Genomic DNA, 21140 nt, shown 5'->3' on the forward strand with positions numbered 1-21140 from the left:
CCGAACAGCCGAGAACGGCACGACCCCGCTTCATGAAAGGTAAAGCCAAGTCATGCGCCTGGCGTCGCCCCGTTTTGCACTGGACCACATGGCGGCGCCCCGACTTGATATTCGGGCTTTTTTCGCGCTTGCCCGCGACCAGGGTCTGACCGACGTTCTTTTCAGCAATTCTTTTGCACCTAGCATGCCGGCTGCGGACGTCCGGTCTGCCGCCGCTGAGGCGGGCGTCACGATTATCTCTGTCAACGCCTTGCAGCGCTTCAATGAGTGGACTCCCGCGCGCCAGGCCGAGGCGAGGAAGCTCGCCGATTATGCGGCTGACTGCGGGGCGAAGGCGCTCGTGCTGGTGCCGGTCATTGACCGCTCGTGGCCCGCGAACGGCGAGCGCCGCGAGAATCTGCCCGTCGCCTTAAGCGCGCTCCAGCCGATCCTCCAGTCGCGGGCGTTGATCGGTCTTATCCAGCCGCTGGGCTTCCAGACCTGCTCGCTTCGCTCTAAGAAGGAAGCGGCCAAGGCCATTGCCGCGGTTGATGGCCAGTCCGTCTTCCGCCTCGTGCACGACACGTTCCACCACACCCTCGCCGGGGAGACGTTCTTCTCCTGCGAGCTAACCGGTCTCGTGCACATTTCAGGCGTGAACGATCCGGCCTTCTGGATTTACCCGGATCGCGTCCTGGGAGGTTTCGACAATGGCAGCCAGATCCGGGCGCTGCTTGATGGCGGCTATGCCGGTCCCTTCTCGTTCGAGCTAGTTGAGGAAATCCACCTGCTAGACGACCTCGCAGGCGCACTTGCCGCCAGCATCGATCTCATCCGACGCGAGGCTATTGACGCGAGAGCCGATGTGAGGCGCTGAGCAGATCTAGGAGAGCCCGCGAGGTCCCGAGGTCTTGCTTAGAGTAGCCGTGCGAGACGCCTCTAGCAACATTATCTCCCGCATCCAGATGCTTGCCGGATCACTATTGTGAAGGGCCGGCCATTGGAGGGCCTCGGTAAATCCGGGAAGTGGCAGCGGAAGGTCGATGATCTGCAGGGGGAACGTTTTTTCGAAATGCTTGACCAGCCGCAAGGGCATAGTCGCTATACGATCTGTGCCTGAGACCATAGGCGGGATCATGCTAAATGCCTGCACGACGACCTCGACACGTCTCTTAAGACCATGCTCAAGCAAAAACCATTCCTCGATGGAGGGCTTCTGCGTACGCCCGAACTTGACCGAAACGTGCTTCATCGACATGTATCTCTCGAACGTAAGCTGCCGTGGCAGCTGTTTGGTCATGGCGCAGCCCACGCACACGAGCGTCTCGTCGAACAGCGGCATTCTTGGATGCGTGCTCGACATGAACAGTTCCGGAAGAATTAGAAAATCGACATCACCGCGCCGGAGAAGCTCATCTGGGCTGTCGTCGAGAGGCAGCAATTCGAAGCTGACGGCGGGTGCTTCCCGTGCAACACGCTCGACGACTTTTTCAAAAAACACGAGTGTGACGAAATCGGAAACAATGATCCTGAAGCGGCGGTCAGATTGAGCCGGGTTAAACGGATCCCAAGAAATAATCGAGCACTGGATATGCAGGAGAGCGTCGCGAACCGCGGGGGCGAGTGTTTGCGCACGCGGTGTCAGAATACGTTCGCGACCGCTCATCGTAAATAGTTCATCGTGGAAATAGTCACGCAGCCGGGCGACGGCCGCACTCATGGCCGGCTGACTTAGGTTGATGCGGCGTGCAGCTGCCGTGAGGCCGCGCTCGCTCAGCAGCGCGTCGAGCACGACGAGAAGGTTCAGATCAAGCCCTTTGAAACGCATGTCTTCAGCTATCCATAGCGTGAATGCGCTTCATCGAAACAAACGATTTTATCAATCTTCCTGAATCCTACATTGACGGCAGCATCTGACGCGCACCGATCACCACACTGCCTCTATCGCGTGACGAGTGCGTTAAAAAGAGCCCGAAAGGAGAAATCTTTCCATGCGCTCTGACGTGCGGTGGAGGTTGTGCTGGGAAAAATGAGTTGCAACTGGCCGACCATGTCGAACTCTCCGACTTCTTCCGAAAGACCTATGGACGGACTGGAGCCTTCGAGGAAAAGCCATTCGAAAGTGGCCGCAGTTGGGCGTGCGGGGCCAGAATTCCGTGCAATCGGCTGCGACGCGCATGGCATAGCGGCCCACATTGGCATGCCGCGCCGCTTCATCAACTGGGGTTGTACGGGGTGCGTCCGGATCTTGAGGGATTCGGAATCAGCATTTTCAATGCCGGGCGTCCGCGTACGGTCGCCCCACCCAGAAGTGTATCTCGACCTGCCGCCCACGCGCCTGGAGGGCGTGCTTGTCTTCGTTGTGCCGATTGGACGCTCGATGAGCGAGTGGCCGTCCGGCACCTGATTGACCGGAACGGTCCGGAACCATGAAACACTTGGACTACATCTGCGAAGTGCCGAGCGACTGCGCTGACGGCACCGAAGATCGCAGCGTCTATTTGACGTGCTAGCGCAACATCGGGTGCCGGCGACGTTCTTCGTCATCGGTGCCTACGCCGCAGACCAGCCGGAACTCACCCGATCTCCACAAGCAGTTGGTCTTGGTGAGTCGCACAAGCTGGCGAGGGGCAGATTTCGCAACGCGGCGCGGCTCTGGCATTGAGCCACGTCGAAAACGCAAGCTGGAAAGGAACAAGATGGCTGATCAACTGACCAACGAAATAATCGCGATGATCAAGAATCGCGCCGCGTCGGAGGGCGGCAATATAGCGCCTGCCTCGAGCGGCGAAATAACGGCTGCCACGGGACTGACTTCGCTCGGTATCGATTCACTGGGATTGGCGGACGTTCTCTGGGACCTGGAGCAGGCCTACGGCATCAAGATCGAGATGAACACGTCCGAGGCCTGGTCGGATCTCCAGAATGTCGGCGACATGGTGGAAGCCGTGCGTGGCTTGCTCGCTAAGGTGGCGTGAATGGACAGGCGTGTCGTGATTACTGGGATCGGAGGGCTTTGCGGGCTTGGGACCGACGCCGCCTCCATCTGGAAAGAGATGCGCGAAGGCCGCTGCGCCATCGGGCCGATCGTCAACTCCGAGCTCCATGAATTGAGGGTCAGGATCGGGGCCGAGATCAAAGCGCTGCCGGAGCATAACATCGTCGGCAGGCAGCTCGTCTCCATGGACCGCTTCAGCCTGCTCGCTGTGCTTGCAGCGCGCGAAGCCATGCGTCAGGCTGGACTTTCCTCCAAAGAAGGAAATAGCTATCGCTTCGGTGCGACGGTGGGCGTTGGCGGCTGCGGCTGGGATGCGATCGAGCAAACCTACCGCGCCATGCTCCTGGGCGGTAAGCGTGCCGCTCTCTTGACTGTACCCAAGGCGATGCCGGGCGCCGCCGCCGGCCAGGTCAGCATGAGTCTCGGCCTGCGCGGGCCGGTCTTCGGCGTCACGTCCGCCTGTTCCTCGGCAAACCATGCGATTGCCTCCGCGGTGGACCAGATCAGGCTCGGCCGGGCCGACGTGATGCTTGCCGGCGGCAGCGAAGCGCCGCTCATATGGGGTGTGCTGAAGGCATGGGAAGCGATCCGCGTGCTTTCGCCCGATACGTGCCGGCCATTCTCGGCCGATCGCCAGGGCCTGTCGCTTGGTGAAGGCGCCGGCATGGCGGTGCTGGAAAGCTACGAGCATGCCATGGCTCGGGGCGCCACCATCCTTGCCGAAATTGTCGGTGCCGGCCTTTCCGCCGATGCCTCCGACATCGTCGCGCCGACTGTCGAGGGGCCGGAGGCAGCAATGCGCGCTTGCCTTGCCGACGCCGGGCTCAATCCCGAGGATGTCGACTACCTCAATGCCCATGGCACCGGCACCAAGGCCAACGACCAGATCGAGACGGCGGCGATCAAGCGCGTTTTCGGCGACCACGCCTACAGATTGTCGGTGTCGTCGACCAAATCCATGCATGCCCACTGCCTTGGCGCATCGGGCGCGCTGGAGATGATTGCCTGCGTGATGGCTATCCGCGAGAGCGTCGTGCCGCCGACTGCCAATTATCGTGAGCTGGACCCCAATTGCGATCTCGACGTCACGCCCAATGTGCCCCGCGAGCGCAAGGTGCGCGTGGCACTGAGCAACTCCTTCGCCTTCGGCGGCACGAACGCTGTTCTGGCATTCAGGCAGGTGTAGAGGCCATGAGAGATACCTCCTGTAACTTATCTCTCGCATCCAGATGTTTGCCGGATAACTATTGTGAAGAGCGGGTCATCGGCCGCCTCGGCGAATGCGGGTAGTGCAGCGAAGCTCGACGATCCGCGGGGTATCGACTTTGCGAAATTCTTAACTGTTGAAGCCGCGTTACCGCTACCCGTAAAAGGGAAGCGAGGCCCTGCGGGATCGGCTTGAGGGTCTGTCTAAAGCTGTACGCGACAAATCTCTGGAAGGCGCAGGGCCGGCCGCCTGGGTGCTGCCGGCAAGAAGCCACCGGTGGTCATGGCCGAGATCGTGCATGAGATGGCCCCTTCTTGTGAGCCATCGGGCGAGAGCTCTCACCGTCGTTGCGGTCTCGAGCCAACCTGCGGCACAGCGCCGGGGCGAGCCACGGTGGGGAACTCCCGTCGGTAGTTATGTGGGCGAGCCAGTCCGCCCCGCGCCTGCTCGATGGTGGTAGAAGAATTCAGCAAGAAACTCTGAAGAGAGAAGAGCGACCGCTCTGAAGGTGAGTTGCGTGCGTCAAGTTCTGCAAAAGCGTCATGATGGGGGCGGGTATCCCTTTGTTCGACGGCGGCGACCATCCCTCGTCCCGACCTCACCGCATTGCGGCGCGTCGCGCGCAGCGCGGTCAAGGCTGGCCGCAGGCCACCGCCGAAGGCGGCGCGACAGGCGGCCTTGACGGTGCGAGCACGACGCTCACGCTAAGCATGTGAGGAACGAAGCGGTTCAGGCCGCCTGTCGCAGCACCTCCTTCTTGTGTTCGCGCAAATGCTTCATGTTGAGATTGCGGGTGCCTTCCAGACGGTTCTCGACGGAGCTGTCCGAGCCAGCAGCGCTCGAAGAAAGCGTTGGTATCGGCGTTGGTGGAGAGTGCAATGCGAGCCGAAGGCAATCACCGAGGAGCTGTTCGGCCACTCTTCTTGGCCTTGACGGTGAACGAGGACCCTGCGCGGCGAACGCACGGCCGACGTCAATGCCAGGCCATTTTGCCGAACTTGACGCACAACTCGCGCTCTAGACCAAGGATAGCCCCGAGCTGAAAACGCGGAAGGCGGTACCCAACCCGCGAATGGGAGACTGATCAACCGTCGTTCTGAGCTCCACTTCTCGCCGCGTGCAGGTTCAACCGATCTCTCGCCCTAAGTCTTGACAGTGAACATGAGAGCCGGTGTGAGGCGCTGAGCGGATCTAGCAGGCTGTTGAAGAAGTATCCCTTTTGGCTTTGAGGATAGCCTCGTCGCCGTTGTGATAGGCGAATGTGATCTCGATCGAGCCGTCGTCGAGTAGTTCGGCGGAGCCATCGCCAGTGACTTCGTCCATCTCATCGAATCCGGCCCATGTGAAGAAGACCATCGAAGGGCTGTAACCGAGGTCGAGGCCGGCTTGCAGGGCGCCAAAGGCTATCTCGCCGTGGTTGTCGGCGCCGATGGAGATCATGGCGGGCCCGCCGAAGTTGAGATAGCCGCGATCCCACAGATCGGCTTCGACGATCCGCCAGCGGCCGATCAGTTGGCAGCCCGCGGGCTCGGTCATGCCGGCACCGCCAACAGCTTCGGCAGCCGCACCAGATTGTAGGCGGCAGCGCTGAAGGTGAACGCCCATCCGACGCGGTCGCGGCCACGCAACTTCGTCTTCGCCTGTCCGGCGACCATCTTGATCCATCCGAACGCCTCCTCAATGCGCTTGCGAATGCGCTGGCTGACGGCATAGCCGCCATGCCGGGTCGTGCGCCCGTCGATCGCCGAACGGCGGCCGTTGGTGTTCTGCGCCACGTGCGGTGTCACCGTCATCGTGCGCAGCTCATTGATGAAGTCTTCTGCGTCGTAGGCCTTGTCGGCGCCGAGCGTGATTGCTTGCGGCCGGTCGGCGCGGGGCTCGATCATGTGCAGTGCCGCCACCCGCTCGGCATGTCCGTCGGCCAGCGTCAGGCAGGCGTCAACCAGCAGGCCGTGGCGGTTCTCCATCAGCCCATGTCCCATGAAGCACAGCTTCGTCTCCTTGCCTTTACCCTTGCGGTAGAGCCTGGCGTCCGGATCGGTGGTCGAGGCATGCGTATCATTCGACCGCTTCTGGCCATGGAAGTCCGCTTCCGCGTTGCGCCCGCCGCCCTCTGCCGGCGGCTCGCCCGAGCCGTTCCCCGGGTCGGCGTCCGACGACGGGCTCTTCGGCTTGACGCTCTTCATCGACGCCCAGGCCTCGACCAGCGTGCCGTCGACCGAGAAGTGATCCGTGGAAAGAAGCCTCTTCACCTTGGGTTGCGCCAGGACCGCGCTCAGGAACTTCGCGGCGATGTCGCCCTCTAGCAGCCGGTCGCGGTTCTTCGAGAACACCGAATGGTCCCAGGCCGCGTCATCGACGCCGATCCCGACGAACCAGCGGAACAAAAGGTCGTATTCCAGCCGTTCCATCAAAAGCCGCTCCGAGCGGATCGAGTAGAACGCCTGCAGCAGCATCGCGCGAAGCAGCTTCTCAGGCGGGATCGACGGCCTCCCGATCGGCGAGTACAGCGCCGCGAACTCGCGTTGCAGAGCCGACAGGGCTTCATTCACGATCGTCCGGATCGCCCGCAACGGATGATTGCGCCGAACCCGCGCTTCAAGGTCCACGTAGCTGAACAGTTCGCCCGTCTGTCCGTCGTCGCCCCGCACGATTCACTCCCACCTCTTCGTGGTCAGAGTGAATCACGAACCTGGGACCGTCGCGAGCCCTTTTTCAACAGCCTGCTAGGAGCGCCCGCGACGTCCCGAGGTCTTGCTTGGAGTAGCCATGTGGGACGCCTCCTCCAACATTATCTCCCGCATCCAGATGCTTGCCGGATCACTGTTGTGAAGGGCCGGCCATTGGAGGGTCTCGGTAAACCCAGGAAGTGGCAGCGGAAGGTCGATGATCTGCATGGGGAACGTTTTTTCGAAATGCTTGACCAGCCGCAAGGGCATGGTCGCTATACGATCTGTGCCTGATACCATCGGCGGGATCATGCTGAAGCCCTGCACGGAGACCTCGACACGTCTCTTAAGACCATGCTCAAGCAAAAACCATTCCTCGATGGAGGGCTTCAGCATACGCCCGAACTTGACCGAAACGTGCTTCATCGACATGTATCTCTCGAACGTAAGCTGCCGTGGCAGCTGTTTGTTCATGGCGCAGCCCACGCACACGAGCGTCTCGTCGAACAGCGCCACTCTTGAATGCGCGCTCGACTTGAACAAATCCGGGAGAATTAGAAAATCGATATCACCGCGCCGGAGAAGCTCATCTGGGCTGTCGTCGACAGGCAGCAATTCGAAGCTGACGGCGGGTGCTTCCCGTGCAACACGTTCCACGACCTTTTCAAAAAACACGAGTGTGACCAAGTCGGAAAGAAGAATCCTGAAGCGGCGGTCGGATTGAGCTGGGTTAAACGGATCCCAAGAAATAATCGAGCCCTGGATGCGCAGGAGTGCGTCGCGAACCGCCGGGGCGAGTGCTTCGGCACGCGGTGTCAGAATACGTTCGCGACCGCTCATCGTAAATAGTTCATCGTGGAAATAGTCACGCAGCCGGGCGACGGCCGCACTCATGGCCGGCTGACTTAGGTTGATGCGACGTGCCGCTGCCGTGAGGCCGCGCTCGCTCAGCAGCGCGTCGAGCACGACGAGAAGGTTCAGATCAAGCCCTTTGAAACGCATGTCTTCAGCTATCCATGGTGTGGATGCATTTGATCGAAACAAACGATTTTACCGATTTTGGTGAACGTCGCATAGGAGATTTCAACGATGTAAGCCTAAAGGTAACTGTCAATGTTTGCGTTGGCTCCGAGAAGCATTTTCCAGTGTACGCCGAATATCAACCGAGTCGTATGTCCATTGCGGCTAAGTGTCATCGGTGATTTGCGCAAGCTAAATCGCGTCGGCTCGCCACGACAAGCTTCCCTACTAGACGCTTACCTCAAGAAAACACCAACAAAGACGAGGTCTTTCCATGCACTCTGACGTGCAGTGGAGGTTGTGCTGGGAAAATGAGTTGCAACTAGCCGACCATGCCGATCTCTCCGACTTCTTCCGAAAGACCTATGCTGGGGCCTTCGAGACAAAGCCATTCGAAGGTGGCCGCAGTTGGGCCGGTGCGAGGCCGGAATTCCGCGCAATCGGCTACGACGCGCACGGCATAGCGGCCCACATTTGCATACTGCGCCGCTTCATCAAGGTGGGCGATGTCGATTTATTAGTGGCCGAACTGGGGTTGTACGGGGTGCGTCAGGATCTTGAGGGATTCGGAATCAGCTTTTCAATGCGCACCGTGTATCCAGTGCTGCAGCAGCTCGGGGTTCCATTCGCTTTCGGCACGGTTCGGCACGCGATGCGGAACCATGTTGAGAGGTTCTGCAGAAACGGTCTGGCGACCATCGTACCGGACGTTCGCGTACGGTCGACCCACCCAGAAGTGTATCTCGACCTGCCGCCCACGCGCCTGGAGGACGTGCTTGTCTTCGTTGTGCCGATTGGACGCTCGATGAGCGAGTGGCCGTCCGGCACCCTGATTGACCGGAACGGTCCGGAGCTATGAAAAACCTGGACTACTTCTGCGAAGTGCCGAGCGACTGCGCTGACGGCACCGAAGATCGCAGCGTCTATTTGACCTTCGACGACGGTCCACTTTGCACACCGGAGATCCTCGATGTGCTGGCGGAACATCGGGTGCCGGCGACGTTCTTCGTCATCGGTGCCTACGCCGCAGACCGGCCGGAGCTCATCCGACGAATGATTGCAGAAGGGCACGAGGTTGCCAACCACACGATGACTCATCCGGACCTGTCCAGATGCGGACCCGGCGAAGTCGAACGTGAAATTCTTGAGGCGAACAGAGCCATCAGGATGGCGTGCCCCCAGGTCACCGTGCGGCACATGCGCGCGCCGTATGGGATCTGGTCCGAAGAAGTGCTCACTACGTCGGTGAGCGCTGGACTGGCGCCCGTCCATTGGTCGGTGGACCCGCGAGATTGGGCTCGCCCCGGCGTCGACGCGATTGTCGACGCCGTGCTCGCCGGCGTCCGGCCGGGCGCAATTGTCCTCTTGCACGACGGGTGCCCTCCCGACGAGTTGAAACCCGGTACTCGCGCCACTCTGCGCGACCAGACGGTCAAGGCGCTGTTCCGCCTGATTCCAGCATTGCATGACCGCGGATTTGTAATCCGCTCGCTTCCTCAACTTCACTGAAAATTGAGAGATCCTATGGACCTGCTTGCCACAGCCAGTACTGTCGCCGTCTCGTGCTATGCGCTGCTCTCGGCTGCTTATAAAAGCATGCAGATGGCTTATGCTTTGCCGATGGACCGTTCACCGGAATCGGACAATTTGGTCGATTTCGACCTTCTGCCGAGCGTGGATGTCATTGTCCCCTGCTTCAACGAGGATCCGAGCGCGCTCTCCGCGTGCCTGGCCTCCATTGCAAGCCAACAATATGCCGGAAAACTGCGGGTCTATGTGGTTGATGACGGTTCCTCAAATCGCGACGCTGTCGTACCGGTACACGGTGCCTTTGCGGGCGACCCGAGATTCAGCTTCATTTTGCTCGACAAGAATGTTGGCAAACGCAAAGCGCAGATCGCCGCGATACGCCGCTCGTCTGGAGATTTGGTGCTGAACGTCGACTCGGACACGACACTCGCGTCCGACGTCGTCACAAAGCTTGCACTGAAGATGCAGGATCCAGCCGTCGGCGCGGCCATGGGCCAGTTGACGGCCAGCAACCGGAGCGACACCTGGCTGACCCGGTTGATCGATATGGAGTACTGGCTGGCTTGCAATGAGGAGCGAGCGGCACAGGCTCGCTTTGGTGCCGTTATGTGCTGCTGCGGCCCATGTGCGATGTACCGTCGCACCGCACTCCTTTTGCTGCTGGATCAGTACGAGACGCAACTGTTTCGTGGGAAGCCAAGCGACTTCGGTGAGGATCGCCATCTCACGATCCTCATGCTGAAAGCAGGCCTTCGAACCGAATACGTTCCCGACGCCATCGCCGCAACCGTCGTTCCGGATCGGCTAGGGCCGTATCTGCGCCAACAACTCCGCTGGGCTCGAAGCACATTTCGGGACACGTTGCTTGCGCTGCGCCTATTGCCAAGCCTCAATCGCTATCTCACGTTGGATGTGGTCGGACAGAATCTCGGCCCGCTTTTGCTCGCCCTGTCGGTATTGGCTGGACTCGCGCAGCTCGCACTGACAGCCAAAGTGCCTTGGTCGGCAGTCCTGATGATTGCATCCATGACCATCATTCGGTGCAGCGTGGCAGCGTTTCGTGCTCGCCAACTTCGATTTCTCGGTTTTTCTCTGCACACATTCATCAACGTCTTTCTCTTACTTCCCTTGAAAGCCTATGCGTTGTGCACATTGAGCAATAGCGATTGGCTGTCGCGCAAGGCGCCTACCCTACCCAATGGAGGGGAAAAGCAGATCCGCATCAAAAACCCGATCGCCGAACCAAACGCTACAGGAGGTTCGGAAGTTGCTCACTCAATTCGCAGGACGGATCTTTCGCGCGGTTCTTCAGGCTTGGCGGAGTCTGAGAGCGTGCTCAGTGGCGAGTGATAGTGTACTGCGCAGGGCACAAGTCGTGAGTTGGACAACATTTCAATTGTTAGAACGGGAAGTGGCCGCAGACGATCCGTAGCGGCTCGACGGCAATCCCTAGAGGGGGAGAGCGTCACATACAAATGCTCCGGCGTCGCTCCCCAAGGGCCCTCACAGCGATGGCCTGCTCTGGACCAGAACGCTCACAAGTGAACTGCCGGCCGGCCGATCGGCTTCTTTCGGCCTGAGATAGACGCATGTCAAACATAGCAATCGACCTTACCGGCGTAAACAAGTCCTTTGGCAACAAGCTCGTTGTGAATGGGCTCTCGCTCACCGTTGCGTCGGGAGAGTGCTTCGGCCTGCTGGGGCCGAACGGTGCGGGCAAGAGCACGATTGCGCGTATGGTCCTCGGCATGACAAGGCCTGACGCGGGTAAGATCACCGTGCTCGGAGTGCCAGTGCCGGCACGGGGTCGCTTGGCACGCAAGGGCATCGGCGTGGTTCCCCAGTTCGACAATCTTGACCTGGAATTCACGGTACGCGAGAACCTGTTGGTGTTCGGGCGCTACTTCGGCATGAGCACACGCGCGATCAAAGCGGTCATCCCATCGCTCCTCGAGTTCGCCCGCCTTGAGAGCAAGGCGGATGCCCGTGTCGCCGAACTGTCCGGCGGCATGAAGCGGCGCCTGACGCTGGCACGTGCGCTGATCAACGACCCCCAGCTACTCGTAATGGACGAGCCGACTACCGGCCTCGACCCGCACGCTCGCCACCTGATCTGGGAGCGTCTGCGTTTCCTGCTGGCGCGCGGCAAGACGATCATTTTGACTACCCACTTTATGGAAGAGGCTGAGCGGTTGTGCGATCGGCTGTGCGTTCTCGAGCATGGACGCAACATTGCCGAAGGCAGCCCTCATGCCCTGATTGACGAACATATCGGGTGCCCCGTGATCGAGATTTTCGGCGGCAATCCACAGGAGCTGAGTTCGCTGATCAGGCCATACGTTCAGCGCATCGAGGTGAGCGGCGAGACGCTCTTTTGCTATGCGCCCGATCCGGAGCAGGTGCGCGTGCAGCTGCGCGGGCGCGCCGGTCTGCGTCTTCTGGAGCGTCCACCTAATCTGGAGGACGTTTTCTTGCGGCTGACCGGACGCGAGATGGAGAAGTAAACGATGGGTGAAGATTTTGCGGCGGCTCTACCCGCCAACGCGTGGAACTGGATTGCGGTGTGGCGCCGCAACTATCTGTCATGGAAGAAGGCTGCACTTGCGTCAATTCTCGGTAACCTCGCCGATCCTATGATCTATCTTTTCGGACTGGGCACTGGCCTCGGAATGATGGTAGGTCGCGTTGAAGATACGTCGTACGTTGCTTTTTTGGCAGCCGGCATGGTCGCGACAAGCGCGATGACCGCGTCGACCTTCGAAACAATTTATGCGGCTTTCCCTCGCATGCGCGAACAGCGCACCTGGGAAGCAATCCTGTACACACAACTTACCCTCGGCGACATCGTTCTCGGTGAATTGGCGTGGGCAGCCACCAAGGCCTTTATGGCAGGTACGACAATTACGATCGTTGCCGCCATGCTGGGCTATGCGGCATGGCCATCCGTCCTCTATGTGCTGCCCGCCATCGCTCTCACTGGCTTCGCGTTTGCGAGCCTGGCGATGACCGTCACCGCGCTTGCGCCCAGCTACCACTATTTTGTCTTCTACCAGTCGCTCTTCCTCACACCCATGCTGTTCCTGTCAGGCGCGGTCTTTCCGGTCACCCAATTGTCAGGCACCTTTCAGCAGGTAGCGCACTTTTTGCCGCTGGCACATTCGATCGACCTTATTCGTCCGGAAATGCTTGATCGCCCGGCTGGCGGCATCGCCCTGCATATCGGTGCGCTTTGCATGTACGCGGTGTTGCCGTTCTTCCTCTCGATGGTGCTGCTTCGCCGGCGCCTGATGCGTTGAGATAACTTCCGAGAGAAGGAGATCGGTAATGCAGTGCCACGAAGTTCGCGCGGAGGCGCATGATCATCCGGCCATAGTTGGCCATTCGCTGCAAGCACCTCAAGGACTCCGTGTTGCAGCTGACGTGCGACATTTCCAGCAAGAAAGTCCGCCTTACGGCGAGCGACATTGCAGCCCAGTCAGGTGGAACGGTCTTGAGACAGGCAATTTGACTTTCTTGTCACGATAAATGGAGAACGAGATGATAGGACCGCGATCCCAGATGATCGGTTCGGGCGAGGATCGGTTCGTCGTTTCTCGACGGCGTACCGGTTTTGGCGATTGCATGTGGTCGCTAGCGGCAGCTTGGTCCTACGCGCAGCGGACAGGGCGGACGCTAGCGATAGATTGGCGTGGCTCCTGTTATCTCGATCAACCCTTCACGAATGCGTTTCCGATGTTCTTCGAGCCAATTCAAGACATCGCTGGCGTACCGGTTATTTGCGACGATCAAATCAACGAGCTCTCATTGCCTGGGCCTTTCTTCCCGCCGTGGTGGAATAAGCCATCGATCGACTGCGTTTTCCGCCCAGATGAACAGATTTTCCGAGAACGTGAAGAGCTGAGAGAGCTTTTCGAGGCCCAAAGTGACACTGAAGCCAACACAGTAGTATGCGATGCTTGCTTGATGTGGCGTTGCGATGTGGATGCCGAACGACAGATTTTTCGGAGTATCAAACCGAGGCCTGAAATTGAAGCTCGGATTGACGCCATCTACCAGGAGCACTTCAAGGAGCATAGCATAATCGGGGTGCATGTCCGGCACGGCAACGGCGAAGATATTATGGAGCACGCTCCCTACTGGGCTGATCCGGCACTCGCCTTCCGGCAGGTATGCACGGCCATTCGCAAGGCTAAAGCGCTACCGCATTCAAGACCTGTGAAGGTGTTATTGTGTACTGACAGTGCGCAGGTGCATCATGACTTGTCTGGCGTGTTTCCCGATCTTTTCACTATTCCAAAACACTTCCAAGCGGATCGGGCCGGGCCACTACACAGCGCGGCACTGGGCGTTAACGGCGGTTTTTCTGCGCTCGTCGAGATGTACCTCCTTGGGCGGTGCGATACCGTCATTCGCTTTCCGCCGACCAGCGCCTTCTCGCGCTATGCCCGCCTCTTCGCGCCACGTATTATTGAATTCGATTTGAACGAACCGGGTCGTTTGAGCTTAATTGACAACTCCTCCGAACATCTCCCGACTTGGTGATAGTCTTGGCACCCCGTCGACTCTGGTTCTGATGGGTGGAGGCCCCTCGGCGATTCGGCGCTTTTGGTTTTCCGGCGACACCAAGACCCGCCAGAAGAGGCGGAAAGCGAGAGTAAGCCATTGTGCCTATTGTCGAACTCCGGTCCCCTGTTTGCCTGGAGCCGCCTGACCCGTGATGATCAAATCCGTTGACGAGGCCCGACCCAACAGCTTCGAGTTTGAAACTTCGGCGCTGATCAAACCGTCCGGCTTTCGCGAATACGATGCCCGCTGGTGGTTCGGCCAAACGGGTTCGGCGGAGCCGCCGGAGCTCAACCTGATCGGCGTCCAGGCGCTCGGCATGGGGCTCGGCACGCTGATCCGCCGTCTCGGTGCCGGACCCGACATCGTCACCGGGCATGATTTCCGTTCCTATTCGCTTGGCATCAAGCTGGCGCTGGTCTCTGGGCTGATGGCCGCCGGAGCAAAGGTGAGGGATATCGGCCTGGCGCTGTCGCCGATGGCCTATTTCGCCCAGTTCGCCTTCGACACCCCCTCGGTCGCCATGGTCACTGCCTCGCACAACGAGAATGGCTGGACCGGTGTCAAGATGGGCGCGGCGCGGCCGCTGACCTTCGGCCCCGATGAAATGAGCGCGCTGAAGGCGATCGTGCTGGCCGGTGACTTCGATCTTGCCGGCGGCGGTTCCTATAACTTCATCCGCGATTTTCGCGCGACCTATCTCGACGATCTGATCCGCGACAAGCGCATCACGCGAAAGCTGAAAGTGGTCGCCGCTTGCGGCAACGGCACCGCCGGCGCCTTTGCGCCGGAAGCGCTGCAGCGCATCGGCTGCGAGGTCATCCCGCTCGATGTCGAGCTCGACCACACTTTCCCGCGCTACAACCCCAATCCCGAGGACATGAAGATGCTGCATGCCATCAGGGACAAGGTGCTGGAGACCGGCGCCGATGTCGGGCTCGGCTTCGACGGCGATGGCGACCGTTGCGGTGTCGTCGACAATGAAGGCAACGAGATTTTTGCCGACAAGGTCGGCGTCATGCTCGCGCGCGATATTTCGCTGCTCCACCCGGGCTCGACCTTCGTCGTCGACGTCAAGTCTACTGGCCTGTTCAACACCGACGCAGTGCTGCGCGCCAATGGCGCCGTCACCGACTACTGGAAGACCGGCCACTCCTACATCAAGCGCCGCGTCGCCGAGCTCGGCGCTGTCGCCGGCTTCGAAAAGTCAGGCCATTTCTTCTTCAACCCGCCGATCGGGCGCGGCTACGACGACGGGCTGGTCACGGCAATCGCCATCTGCCAGATGCTGGACCGCAGTCCCAGCAGTTCGATGGCCGATCTCTACCGCGCATTGCCGCTGACCTTCGGCACGCCGACCATGTCGCCGCACTGCGCCGACGATGTGAAGTATGGTTTGGTCGAGCGAGTGGTTGCCGATTTTCAGGCGATGCAGCGCGATGGCGCCAGCTTCGCTGGCCAGAAGATCGTTGACCTGATCACCGTCAACGGCGTACGCGTCGTCGCCGAGGACGGCACCTGGGGGCTGGTGCGCGCCTCGTCGAACAAGCCGGAGCTTGTCGTCGTCGTCGAAAGCCCGGTGTCGTCGGATCGTCGCCGGCAGATGTTCGACGCCGTTGACGCGGTGCTGCGTCGCAGCCCCGAAGTCGGCCCCTACAACCAGACTTTTTGACAGGGCGTCCATGACCGAGCGGATCGTCAGTTTTGTCATGAGCGGCGGCGTCGGCTCGCGGCTCTGGCCGCTGTCGCGCCAGGACAATCCCAAGCAGTTCCACGACTTTTCCGGCGATGGTTCGATGCTGGCCAAGACGTTGCGCCGGCTGACTGCAAGACCTAATGGCGAAACACCGATCTTCCTGATCGCCTCGGAGCGGCATGCAGACCGCGTCCATGCCGATCTCGCCGGCCTCGACCTTTCCGGGGGCGGGCCGCTGTTCGAGCCGACCGGCCGTAACACGGCGGCCGCTGTCGCGCTGGCCAGCCTGCGCACGCTCTCCGAATATGGCGACGAGTTGGTGCTGGTGGTGCCCTCCGACCATGAGATTTCGACGCCTCGACAGTTCTGGGAGAGCATCGAGGCGGGCGCAGCGGCGGCCAGCGCCGGCCGGCTGGTGGTGTTCGGCATCAAGCCGACGCAGCCCGAAACAGGTTACGGCTATATCGAGGTCGCGACCGACCGGGACGGCGTGTTCGATGTCTCGCGCTTCGTCGAGAAGCCCGATCTTGCAACGGCCCAGACCTATCTCGAGGCCGGTAATTTCTACTGGAATACCGGTATCTTCCTGTTTCGAGCCGGCGCCATGCGCGATGCCTTCGCCGCTTTCGCGCCGAAAATCTGGCAGGCGACCGAAGCCGCCTACAAGTCGGCGACCAGCGATCTGTCCGGCCTCTATATGCCGCTGGAACTCTATTCGGCCATCCCTTCGACTTCGATCGACTACGCCGTCATGGAGCGTGCGAAGGATATCGCCATGGTGCCTGCCGGCTTCCGCTGGAACGATCTAGGCTCCTGGCAATCGCTGCTCGATGTCGGCCCCTCAGACAAAGAGGGAAACGTCATCGTCGGCGACGTCGTCGCCATCGATTGCGAGAACTCCTATATCCGCAGCGACGGTCGCCTGGTGTCGGCGATCGGGATGAGGGACGTCGCCATCGTCACGACGGTGGACGCTATCTTCGTTGCGCCGGTCAGCCACAGCCAGCACGTCAAGAAGATCGTCGAGCAGTTGGAAAAATCCGGCCGGTTGGAGACGAGGTTCACGCCGGCGCATGACCGCGTCATCGACAGCGGTGCCTGGCGCCGTCGCGTACATCACTGGCTGTTCGAGGAGACGCTGCCGCTGTGGTCGACATTGGGCGTCGATGAGCGCCACGGCGGCTTCCACGAGGCGCTGGCCTTCGACGGCTCGCCGCTGATGAAGCCGAAACGCATGCGCACGCAGGCGCGCCAGGTCTACGCCTTCGCGGTCGCCAAGGCGCGCGGCTGGGACGGCCCGGCCGAGCGGCTGATCGCCCACGGCATTGACTTCATGGCCGGAAAGGGTCGCACCGATAGAGGCGGCTGGGTGCGCACGCTCAATGTCGACGGCTCGGTCGCCGATCCGGTTGAGGACGCCTACGATCATTCCTGCGTGCTCTTGGCGTTGGCGCATGCCCATATGTCCAACCATCCCGATGCCTTGCGGCTCGGCGAAGAGACTTTCGCTTTTCTTGATGCGCATCTCGAGGACAGCCGCATGACCGGTTCCTCGAAACCTTGGACGGTATGGGCGAACGGCGCTCCAACCCGCATATGCATCTGCTCGAAGCCTTCCTCGCTTGGCACCGGGCGACTGGCGAGCGCGCCCATCTGCGCCGTGCCTCGCGCATCATCGATCTCTTCCGCAGCCATTTCTTCGATGCCGAAAGCTGGACTGTCGGCGAATATTTCGACGACGGCTGGAAGTCGGCAAACAGCGAGAAAGCCACCTGGACCGAGCCCGGCCATCATTTCGAATGGGCTTCGCTGCTGGTCGATTTCGCCGACCGCAGTGGCCAGACTGAACTCACCGACTTTGCCCGCAAGCTATATGCCTCGGCCGTCGCCAACGGCCTCAACCGCGCTACCGGCCTTGCCTACGGCGCCGTATCGCGGCAGGGCCTGCCGCTCGACCGGGTGTCGCGCAGCTGGCCGCAGGCAGAAGCGATCAAGGCGGCGATCGCGCTCGATGGTTCAGGCGGGCCCGACCTTAAGCCGGAGATCGAGGAGCGTGTCGGCCGCCTGTTTCGCTGGCACATCGACCCAGCGCCGCTCGGCCTGTGGATAGACCGCATCGACGAACGCGGCCGCTCGCTGGCGTCAGATGTGCCGGCCAGCATCTTCTATCATTTGGTCTGCGCACTGACTCAGTACCTGGACGGCACGGTAGAGAGGGAGAGCTGAGGGGCTGGAGTTGCCGATCTCCCCCGCAAAGCATTCCCACGGTGACGGCCGCCTTGCTGAGGTAGCCCTGAAATCTGCGAGCCTGGTGCAAGCACTGACGAAGCAGACGCGCTATACCGCCAAGCTGGTGGTCCAGCTCCGCGACGCGCGAAGCGATAAGGCCTCGGCGCTCGGCGCCTTGATCTCTTCTTCCACAGCGACGACAACCGCATCGAGGCGATCCGCGTCGGCACGGCGCAGCCCCTGCGCGAGCCGAAGTGCCCGGCCCCTCCACTCCGACAAGATCGCCAAGGTCGATTCCGGCATCGGCATCGAACGCCTTGGGGCGACAATCACCGAGCCACTCGTTTCTGACACGCTCTTCACCGCTCGTTGCGGAGCAGAAGGCGGACGTTTCCACTCTCATCGATTCGATCGCCAATCGCATCGGCGCGGATCGTCTTTGGCGCATGGTGCCCGTTGAGCGGCGTGCCGGAACGACCCGTAAGGCGCATGGCGACGGCACGAATATCGATGACACCTGGCCCGGTGATTTGGCCGCGGCCGGCACGCCTCCTGCCCAGGCCGGAGGCGATCGAGACGGTGGCTGCTTCCGCCCGATCACCGTTCCGTCCCCTTTACCTGGCGCGGCGTGCGCCGAGGCGCAAATTAGGCCGACGGCCCAGAACACATTTCGGGCGAGTGGTAGAAGCGTGACGCCTAGCGACGCCGCCGTCTGCGATTATTTCCGCGTCGAGGACGAAATTTAGGTCAAGCCGTTGAAGCTTGTCCGCGGCTATCCAACTCGTGGATGCGCTTCATCGAAACAAACGATTTCACCAATCTTGCGGAACGTTGCATAGGAACAATTCAAGGATGGGCCCTAAGAATAGTTATTAGTATTCGCGCTCGCTCCGAGGAGTGTTTTCTCGTGTACGCCGAACATCACCGAGGCGCATGTCCATGCGGCCGGGTTCTTCCGCGCTCTGCGCAAGCTACATCGCGTTGGCTCGACGCGACGAGGTTCCCCAAGTGCATAGGCGCTTACCCGATTTCTCTGGCAGCCGGCGGTGAACGTGACATGCAGGCTGCCCAGCTCCATCCGAAATACAAACGTAAGCAGATGAGAATGAAGACATGAAAAAAGTCTATGTAGCGGGCCATCGCGGCCTTGTTGGATCCGCCACAGTGAGAGCCCTCGCGGCCTTAGAATCGTATGAAATAATAACGCGGACCCACGACGAACTGGATCTCTCCGATCGGACCGCGACCCGCGAGTTCTTTATGTCGCAAAGACCGGATTACGTCATTATGTGCGCCGCAAAGGTTGGTGGAATTCTTGCCAACGCAAGCTTTCCGGTTGATTTCCTTCACAACAATCTCGCGATTCAAGTCAGCGTTTTTGATGCCGCCCACGCATCCGGCGTTGAGCGGATGATCTTTCTTGGTAGCTCGTGTATCTACCCACGGGATTGCCCGCAACCGATACGAGAGGACTACCTTCTGTCCGGTCCGCTTGAAGCGACAAATCGACCCTACGCTTTGGCAAAGATAGCCGGCGTTGAATCATGCTGGTCTTTCAACCGACAGTACCGGACGCGCTATCTCGCGTTGATGCCGACCAACTTGTACGGTCCCGGAGATAATTATCACCCCGACAACTCTCACGTTCTGCCCGCTCTGATGCGACGTTTTCATCAGGCCAGAATGAACGGTGACTCCTCGGTCGTGGTTTGGGGATCCGGAGGGCCCCAGCGAGAGTTCATGTACTCTTTGGATATAGGGGATGCCATTGCATTCCTGCTTGGCCTGCCGGATTCGGATTTTGGCGCCTTGACGGCTCCCGCGACCGCGCCGCTGATCAATGTTGGCGTTGGAGAGGACGTTACAATTCGCGAACTGGCGGAACTGATTAAGACGACGCTCAGCTACGAGGGCGATTTGGTGTTCGACACGACGAAGCCAGACGGCACACCGCGCAAGCTGCTGGACGTATCGCGCTTGCATACTCTTGGCTGGAAAGCCAAAACGTCTCTTGGTGTCGGGTTGCAAGCGACGTACGAGGATTTTCTCCGCCATCATAAAGCTTGACGTTGATGCTCACAGCCTGGCTGGCTGCATGTTCGATCTGGTTCCAACTTTCCTGCGCCATTCAAATCTGGCATTGCCGCCGCGAGAGGTGCGTGAAGCACTTATATACCGGCTAACGGCCTGGTTCGCCCAAATTAGGCCGCTAGCACACGCCAGGGACATCATCGTGGGCATATTGCGGACGGCGACCGGCGTGGGACCGCGTGCGACCTGCCACGACGTTGAAGGCGGCAGGACTCCGGGTTCACGGCGCCGACCGGCGCGGCCGGGAGCGCACCATGTTCGCATTGGCTCGCCTTATCCAAATTCAGGACGGAGGCGCCACCCGCCAAGTCCACTGTATGGCGCAGATGATCTGAAACGCGCTCAACGCCCGGCTGACGCGTCGAATCCTCAGATCCGATGCCCGGGCGACCAGCGTCGCCCGCCGCCACCAAAGAGGCCCGCAATTGCTAACCCAAAACATGGTTCGCAATGGCCTACTGGAAGCAGCACGCCGCAATGCCGAGGTCGTGCAAGCTCTCGGTCTCGGAAAGGCCCCAGCGATCGACTCATCGTTCTGCGTGTTGGCGGTTTATCCGGATGCGCACGATTTCCGGTTGGACATGGCACAACGTCTAACTGAGAGATTGGCCGCGAGGTCCCGCCCTCGAGCATTGGCAGATGCTAACGACAACATTGCTTACTGTCCCGGACCATACAGGGGCCAAAGCCCATGAAGCCGGAGGTCGGTGGTGCCCTTGCTGTCAATCGCCCTTAGCCGCCTTTGGCGAAGCCGTCGGAATGTCACCTCCGCGGAATGGGTCGAAGTCAGCGTTGTGTTTGCTCACTACACTGGGCCTGGAAGAAATGCGCCCTTAGTCCATCCTCGAAGCGTGATCGGATCCGCGTAAGCGCCACCCGGCGAACCGTAGTCCTCTCCCGGCCAATCACAGGGCGTGGCTTGCCATACATCCATCGTGCGGATGCGTTCCATCAATACAATCGATTTTACGAATTTTAGAGAATGCGGATATGAGTCGGCCGGGAGAACAGGTCTACTGAGAATGCGAGCTGCCACTCGCCGACCAGTCAAACTGTCCAACTTCTTCCGAAAGATTCATGGACCGACCGGCGCGGTCGAGGCGGGATCATTCGAAACAAATCGCAGTTGGCTGGCGCTAGCCCCCGGAGTTCCGGTTG

Annotated in this window: 17 protein-coding genes and 3 pseudogenes; 15 read left to right on the forward strand and 5 right to left on the reverse strand. The window is 60.3% G+C overall.

Annotated features, from left to right (window positions below; all coding sequences use genetic code 11):
- The first annotated feature begins 52 nt into the window (after positions 1–52).
- Entirely contained in the window at positions 53–856 is an 804-nt protein-coding gene (locus ABVQ20_RS29270; RefSeq protein WP_354463200.1) for a TIM barrel protein, read from the forward strand.
- Positions 857–862: 6 nt separating this feature from the next.
- Here ABVQ20_RS29270 and ABVQ20_RS29275 read toward each other — a convergent pair whose 3' ends face one another.
- Positions 863–1807 carry a LysR family transcriptional regulator gene (locus tag ABVQ20_RS29275; protein ID WP_354463201.1) on the reverse strand — a complete coding sequence of 315 codons (945 nt, stop codon included), beginning with the start codon at positions 1805–1807 and terminating at the stop codon, positions 863–865.
- Between the two features lie 163 nt (positions 1808–1970).
- On the opposite strand from ABVQ20_RS29275, the pseudogene ABVQ20_RS29280 reads away from it, so the two are divergent.
- The 4 genes and pseudogenes from ABVQ20_RS29280 (at position 1971) to ABVQ20_RS29295 (ending at position 4163) form a co-directional block, all read left to right on the forward strand.
- Positions 1971–2412 (forward strand): annotated as a pseudogene (locus ABVQ20_RS29280) (GNAT family protein).
- A pseudogene (locus ABVQ20_RS29285) lies at positions 2409–2581 on the forward strand (polysaccharide deacetylase family protein); the annotation flags it as partial. The pseudogenes ABVQ20_RS29280 and ABVQ20_RS29285, both read left to right, overlap by 4 nt.
- 97 nt (positions 2582–2678) lie before the next feature.
- Positions 2679–2957 (forward strand): acyl carrier protein, encoded by a 279-nt coding sequence (locus ABVQ20_RS29290; protein ID WP_354463202.1) that lies wholly within the window; start codon positions 2679–2681, stop codon positions 2955–2957.
- Complete coding sequence (locus ABVQ20_RS29295; protein ID WP_354463203.1) at positions 2958–4163, forward strand: beta-ketoacyl-[acyl-carrier-protein] synthase family protein; 1206 nt, start codon at positions 2958–2960, stop codon at positions 4161–4163.
- Positions 4164–4913: 750 nt separating this feature from the next.
- Here the strand turns inward: ABVQ20_RS29295 and ABVQ20_RS29300 are convergent.
- From ABVQ20_RS29300 to ABVQ20_RS29315, 4 genes are all read right to left on the reverse strand, one after another.
- Entirely contained in the window at positions 4914–5102 is a 189-nt protein-coding gene (locus ABVQ20_RS29300; RefSeq protein WP_354463204.1) for a hypothetical protein, read from the reverse strand.
- A gap of 273 nt (positions 5103–5375) precedes the next feature.
- Complete coding sequence (locus ABVQ20_RS29305; protein WP_354463205.1) at positions 5376–5720, reverse strand: hypothetical protein; 345 nt, start codon at positions 5718–5720, stop codon at positions 5376–5378.
- Positions 5717–6835 (reverse strand): IS5 family transposase, encoded by a 1119-nt coding sequence (locus ABVQ20_RS29310; RefSeq protein ID WP_354463206.1) that lies wholly within the window; start codon positions 6833–6835, stop codon positions 5717–5719. Before ABVQ20_RS29310 ends, ABVQ20_RS29305 begins: the two co-directional genes overlap by 4 nt.
- Positions 6836–6910: 75 nt before the next feature.
- Positions 6911–7855, reverse strand: coding sequence for a LysR family transcriptional regulator (locus ABVQ20_RS29315; protein WP_354463207.1), 945 nt, complete (start codon positions 7853–7855; stop codon positions 6911–6913).
- Between the two features lie 292 nt (positions 7856–8147).
- Here ABVQ20_RS29315 and ABVQ20_RS29320 point away from each other — a divergent pair, with 292 nt between their 5' ends.
- The 10 genes and pseudogenes from ABVQ20_RS29320 to ABVQ20_RS29365 all read left to right on the forward strand — a co-directional run bounded on the left by ABVQ20_RS29320 (position 8148) and on the right by ABVQ20_RS29365 (position 19958).
- On the forward strand, positions 8148–8732 hold the full coding sequence (locus ABVQ20_RS29320) for a NodA family N-acyltransferase (protein ID WP_354463208.1): 585 nt from the start codon (positions 8148–8150) through the stop codon (positions 8730–8732).
- Positions 8729–9382 (forward strand): chitooligosaccharide deacetylase NodB, encoded by a 654-nt coding sequence (gene nodB, locus ABVQ20_RS29325; RefSeq protein WP_354463209.1) that lies wholly within the window; start codon positions 8729–8731, stop codon positions 9380–9382. The genes ABVQ20_RS29320 and nodB overlap by 4 nt, the downstream gene beginning before the upstream one ends.
- A 15-nt stretch (positions 9383–9397) precedes the next feature.
- Positions 9398–10753, forward strand: coding sequence for a chitooligosaccharide synthase NodC (gene nodC / locus ABVQ20_RS29330; protein ID WP_354463210.1), 1356 nt, complete (start codon positions 9398–9400; stop codon positions 10751–10753).
- Between the two features lie 239 nt (positions 10754–10992).
- Positions 10993–11907 carry a nodulation factor ABC transporter ATP-binding protein NodI gene (gene nodI, locus ABVQ20_RS29335; protein WP_354463211.1) on the forward strand — a complete coding sequence of 305 codons (915 nt, stop codon included), beginning with the start codon at positions 10993–10995 and terminating at the stop codon, positions 11905–11907.
- 3 nt (positions 11908–11910) lie between these two features.
- Positions 11911–12699, forward strand: a complete 789-nt coding sequence (locus ABVQ20_RS29340) for an ABC transporter permease (protein WP_354463212.1) — start codon at positions 11911–11913, stop codon at positions 12697–12699.
- 229 nt (positions 12700–12928) lie between these two features.
- Positions 12929–13945 carry a nodulation protein NodZ gene (locus ABVQ20_RS29345; protein ID WP_435528444.1) on the forward strand — a complete coding sequence of 339 codons (1017 nt, stop codon included), beginning with the start codon at positions 12929–12931 and terminating at the stop codon, positions 13943–13945.
- 175 nt (positions 13946–14120) lie between these two features.
- Positions 14121–15638, forward strand: a complete 1518-nt coding sequence (locus ABVQ20_RS29350) for a phosphomannomutase/phosphoglucomutase (RefSeq protein ID WP_354463214.1) — start codon at positions 14121–14123, stop codon at positions 15636–15638.
- A gap of 10 nt (positions 15639–15648) precedes the next feature.
- Positions 15649–17888: pseudogene (locus ABVQ20_RS29355) on the forward strand (mannose-1-phosphate guanylyltransferase/mannose-6-phosphate isomerase).
- A 10-nt stretch (positions 17889–17898) separates the two neighbouring features.
- Complete coding sequence (locus ABVQ20_RS29360; RefSeq protein WP_354463215.1) at positions 17899–18351, forward strand: hypothetical protein; 453 nt, start codon at positions 17899–17901, stop codon at positions 18349–18351.
- 653 nt (positions 18352–19004) lie between these two features.
- The gene (locus ABVQ20_RS29365) at positions 19005–19958 is read left to right on the forward strand and encodes a GDP-L-fucose synthase family protein (RefSeq protein WP_354463216.1); all 954 of its coding nucleotides are present in this window, start codon (positions 19005–19007) and stop codon (positions 19956–19958) included.
- The last annotated feature ends 1182 nt before the right edge of the window (positions 19959–21140 follow it).

Source organism: Mesorhizobium shangrilense (assembly GCF_040537815.1).
GTDB lineage: Bacteria > Pseudomonadota > Alphaproteobacteria > Rhizobiales > Rhizobiaceae > Mesorhizobium > Mesorhizobium shangrilense.

Excerpts from the sequence above, each read along its gene's own strand:
- ABVQ20_RS29295 (WP_354463203.1), top strand. The coding sequence starts at position 2,958 with ATGGACAGGCGTGTCGTGATTACTGGGATCGGAGGGCTTTGCGGGCTT.
- nodB (WP_354463209.1), top strand. The coding sequence starts at position 8,729 with ATGAAAAACCTGGACTACTTCTGCGAAGTGCCGAGCGACTGCGCTGAC.
- nodI (WP_354463211.1), top strand. The coding sequence starts at position 10,993 with ATGTCAAACATAGCAATCGACCTTACCGGCGTAAACAAGTCCTTTGGC.
- ABVQ20_RS29270 (WP_354463200.1), top strand. The coding sequence starts at position 53 with ATGCGCCTGGCGTCGCCCCGTTTTGCACTGGACCACATGGCGGCGCCC.
- ABVQ20_RS29315 (WP_354463207.1), bottom strand. The coding sequence starts at position 7,855 with ATGCGTTTCAAAGGGCTTGATCTGAACCTTCTCGTCGTGCTCGACGCG.
- ABVQ20_RS29350 (WP_354463214.1), top strand. The coding sequence starts at position 14,121 with ATGATCAAATCCGTTGACGAGGCCCGACCCAACAGCTTCGAGTTTGAA.
- nodC (WP_354463210.1), top strand. The coding sequence starts at position 9,398 with ATGGACCTGCTTGCCACAGCCAGTACTGTCGCCGTCTCGTGCTATGCG.
- ABVQ20_RS29320 (WP_354463208.1), top strand. The coding sequence starts at position 8,148 with ATGCACTCTGACGTGCAGTGGAGGTTGTGCTGGGAAAATGAGTTGCAA.
- ABVQ20_RS29345 (WP_435528444.1), top strand. The coding sequence starts at position 12,929 with ATGGAGAACGAGATGATAGGACCGCGATCCCAGATGATCGGTTCGGGC.
- ABVQ20_RS29340 (WP_354463212.1), top strand. The coding sequence starts at position 11,911 with ATGGGTGAAGATTTTGCGGCGGCTCTACCCGCCAACGCGTGGAACTGG.
- ABVQ20_RS29365 (WP_354463216.1), top strand. The coding sequence starts at position 19,005 with ATGAAAAAAGTCTATGTAGCGGGCCATCGCGGCCTTGTTGGATCCGCC.
- ABVQ20_RS29305 (WP_354463205.1), bottom strand. The coding sequence starts at position 5,720 with ATGACCGAGCCCGCGGGCTGCCAACTGATCGGCCGCTGGCGGATCGTC.
- ABVQ20_RS29275 (WP_354463201.1), bottom strand. The coding sequence starts at position 1,807 with ATGCGTTTCAAAGGGCTTGATCTGAACCTTCTCGTCGTGCTCGACGCG.
- ABVQ20_RS29290 (WP_354463202.1), top strand. The coding sequence starts at position 2,679 with ATGGCTGATCAACTGACCAACGAAATAATCGCGATGATCAAGAATCGC.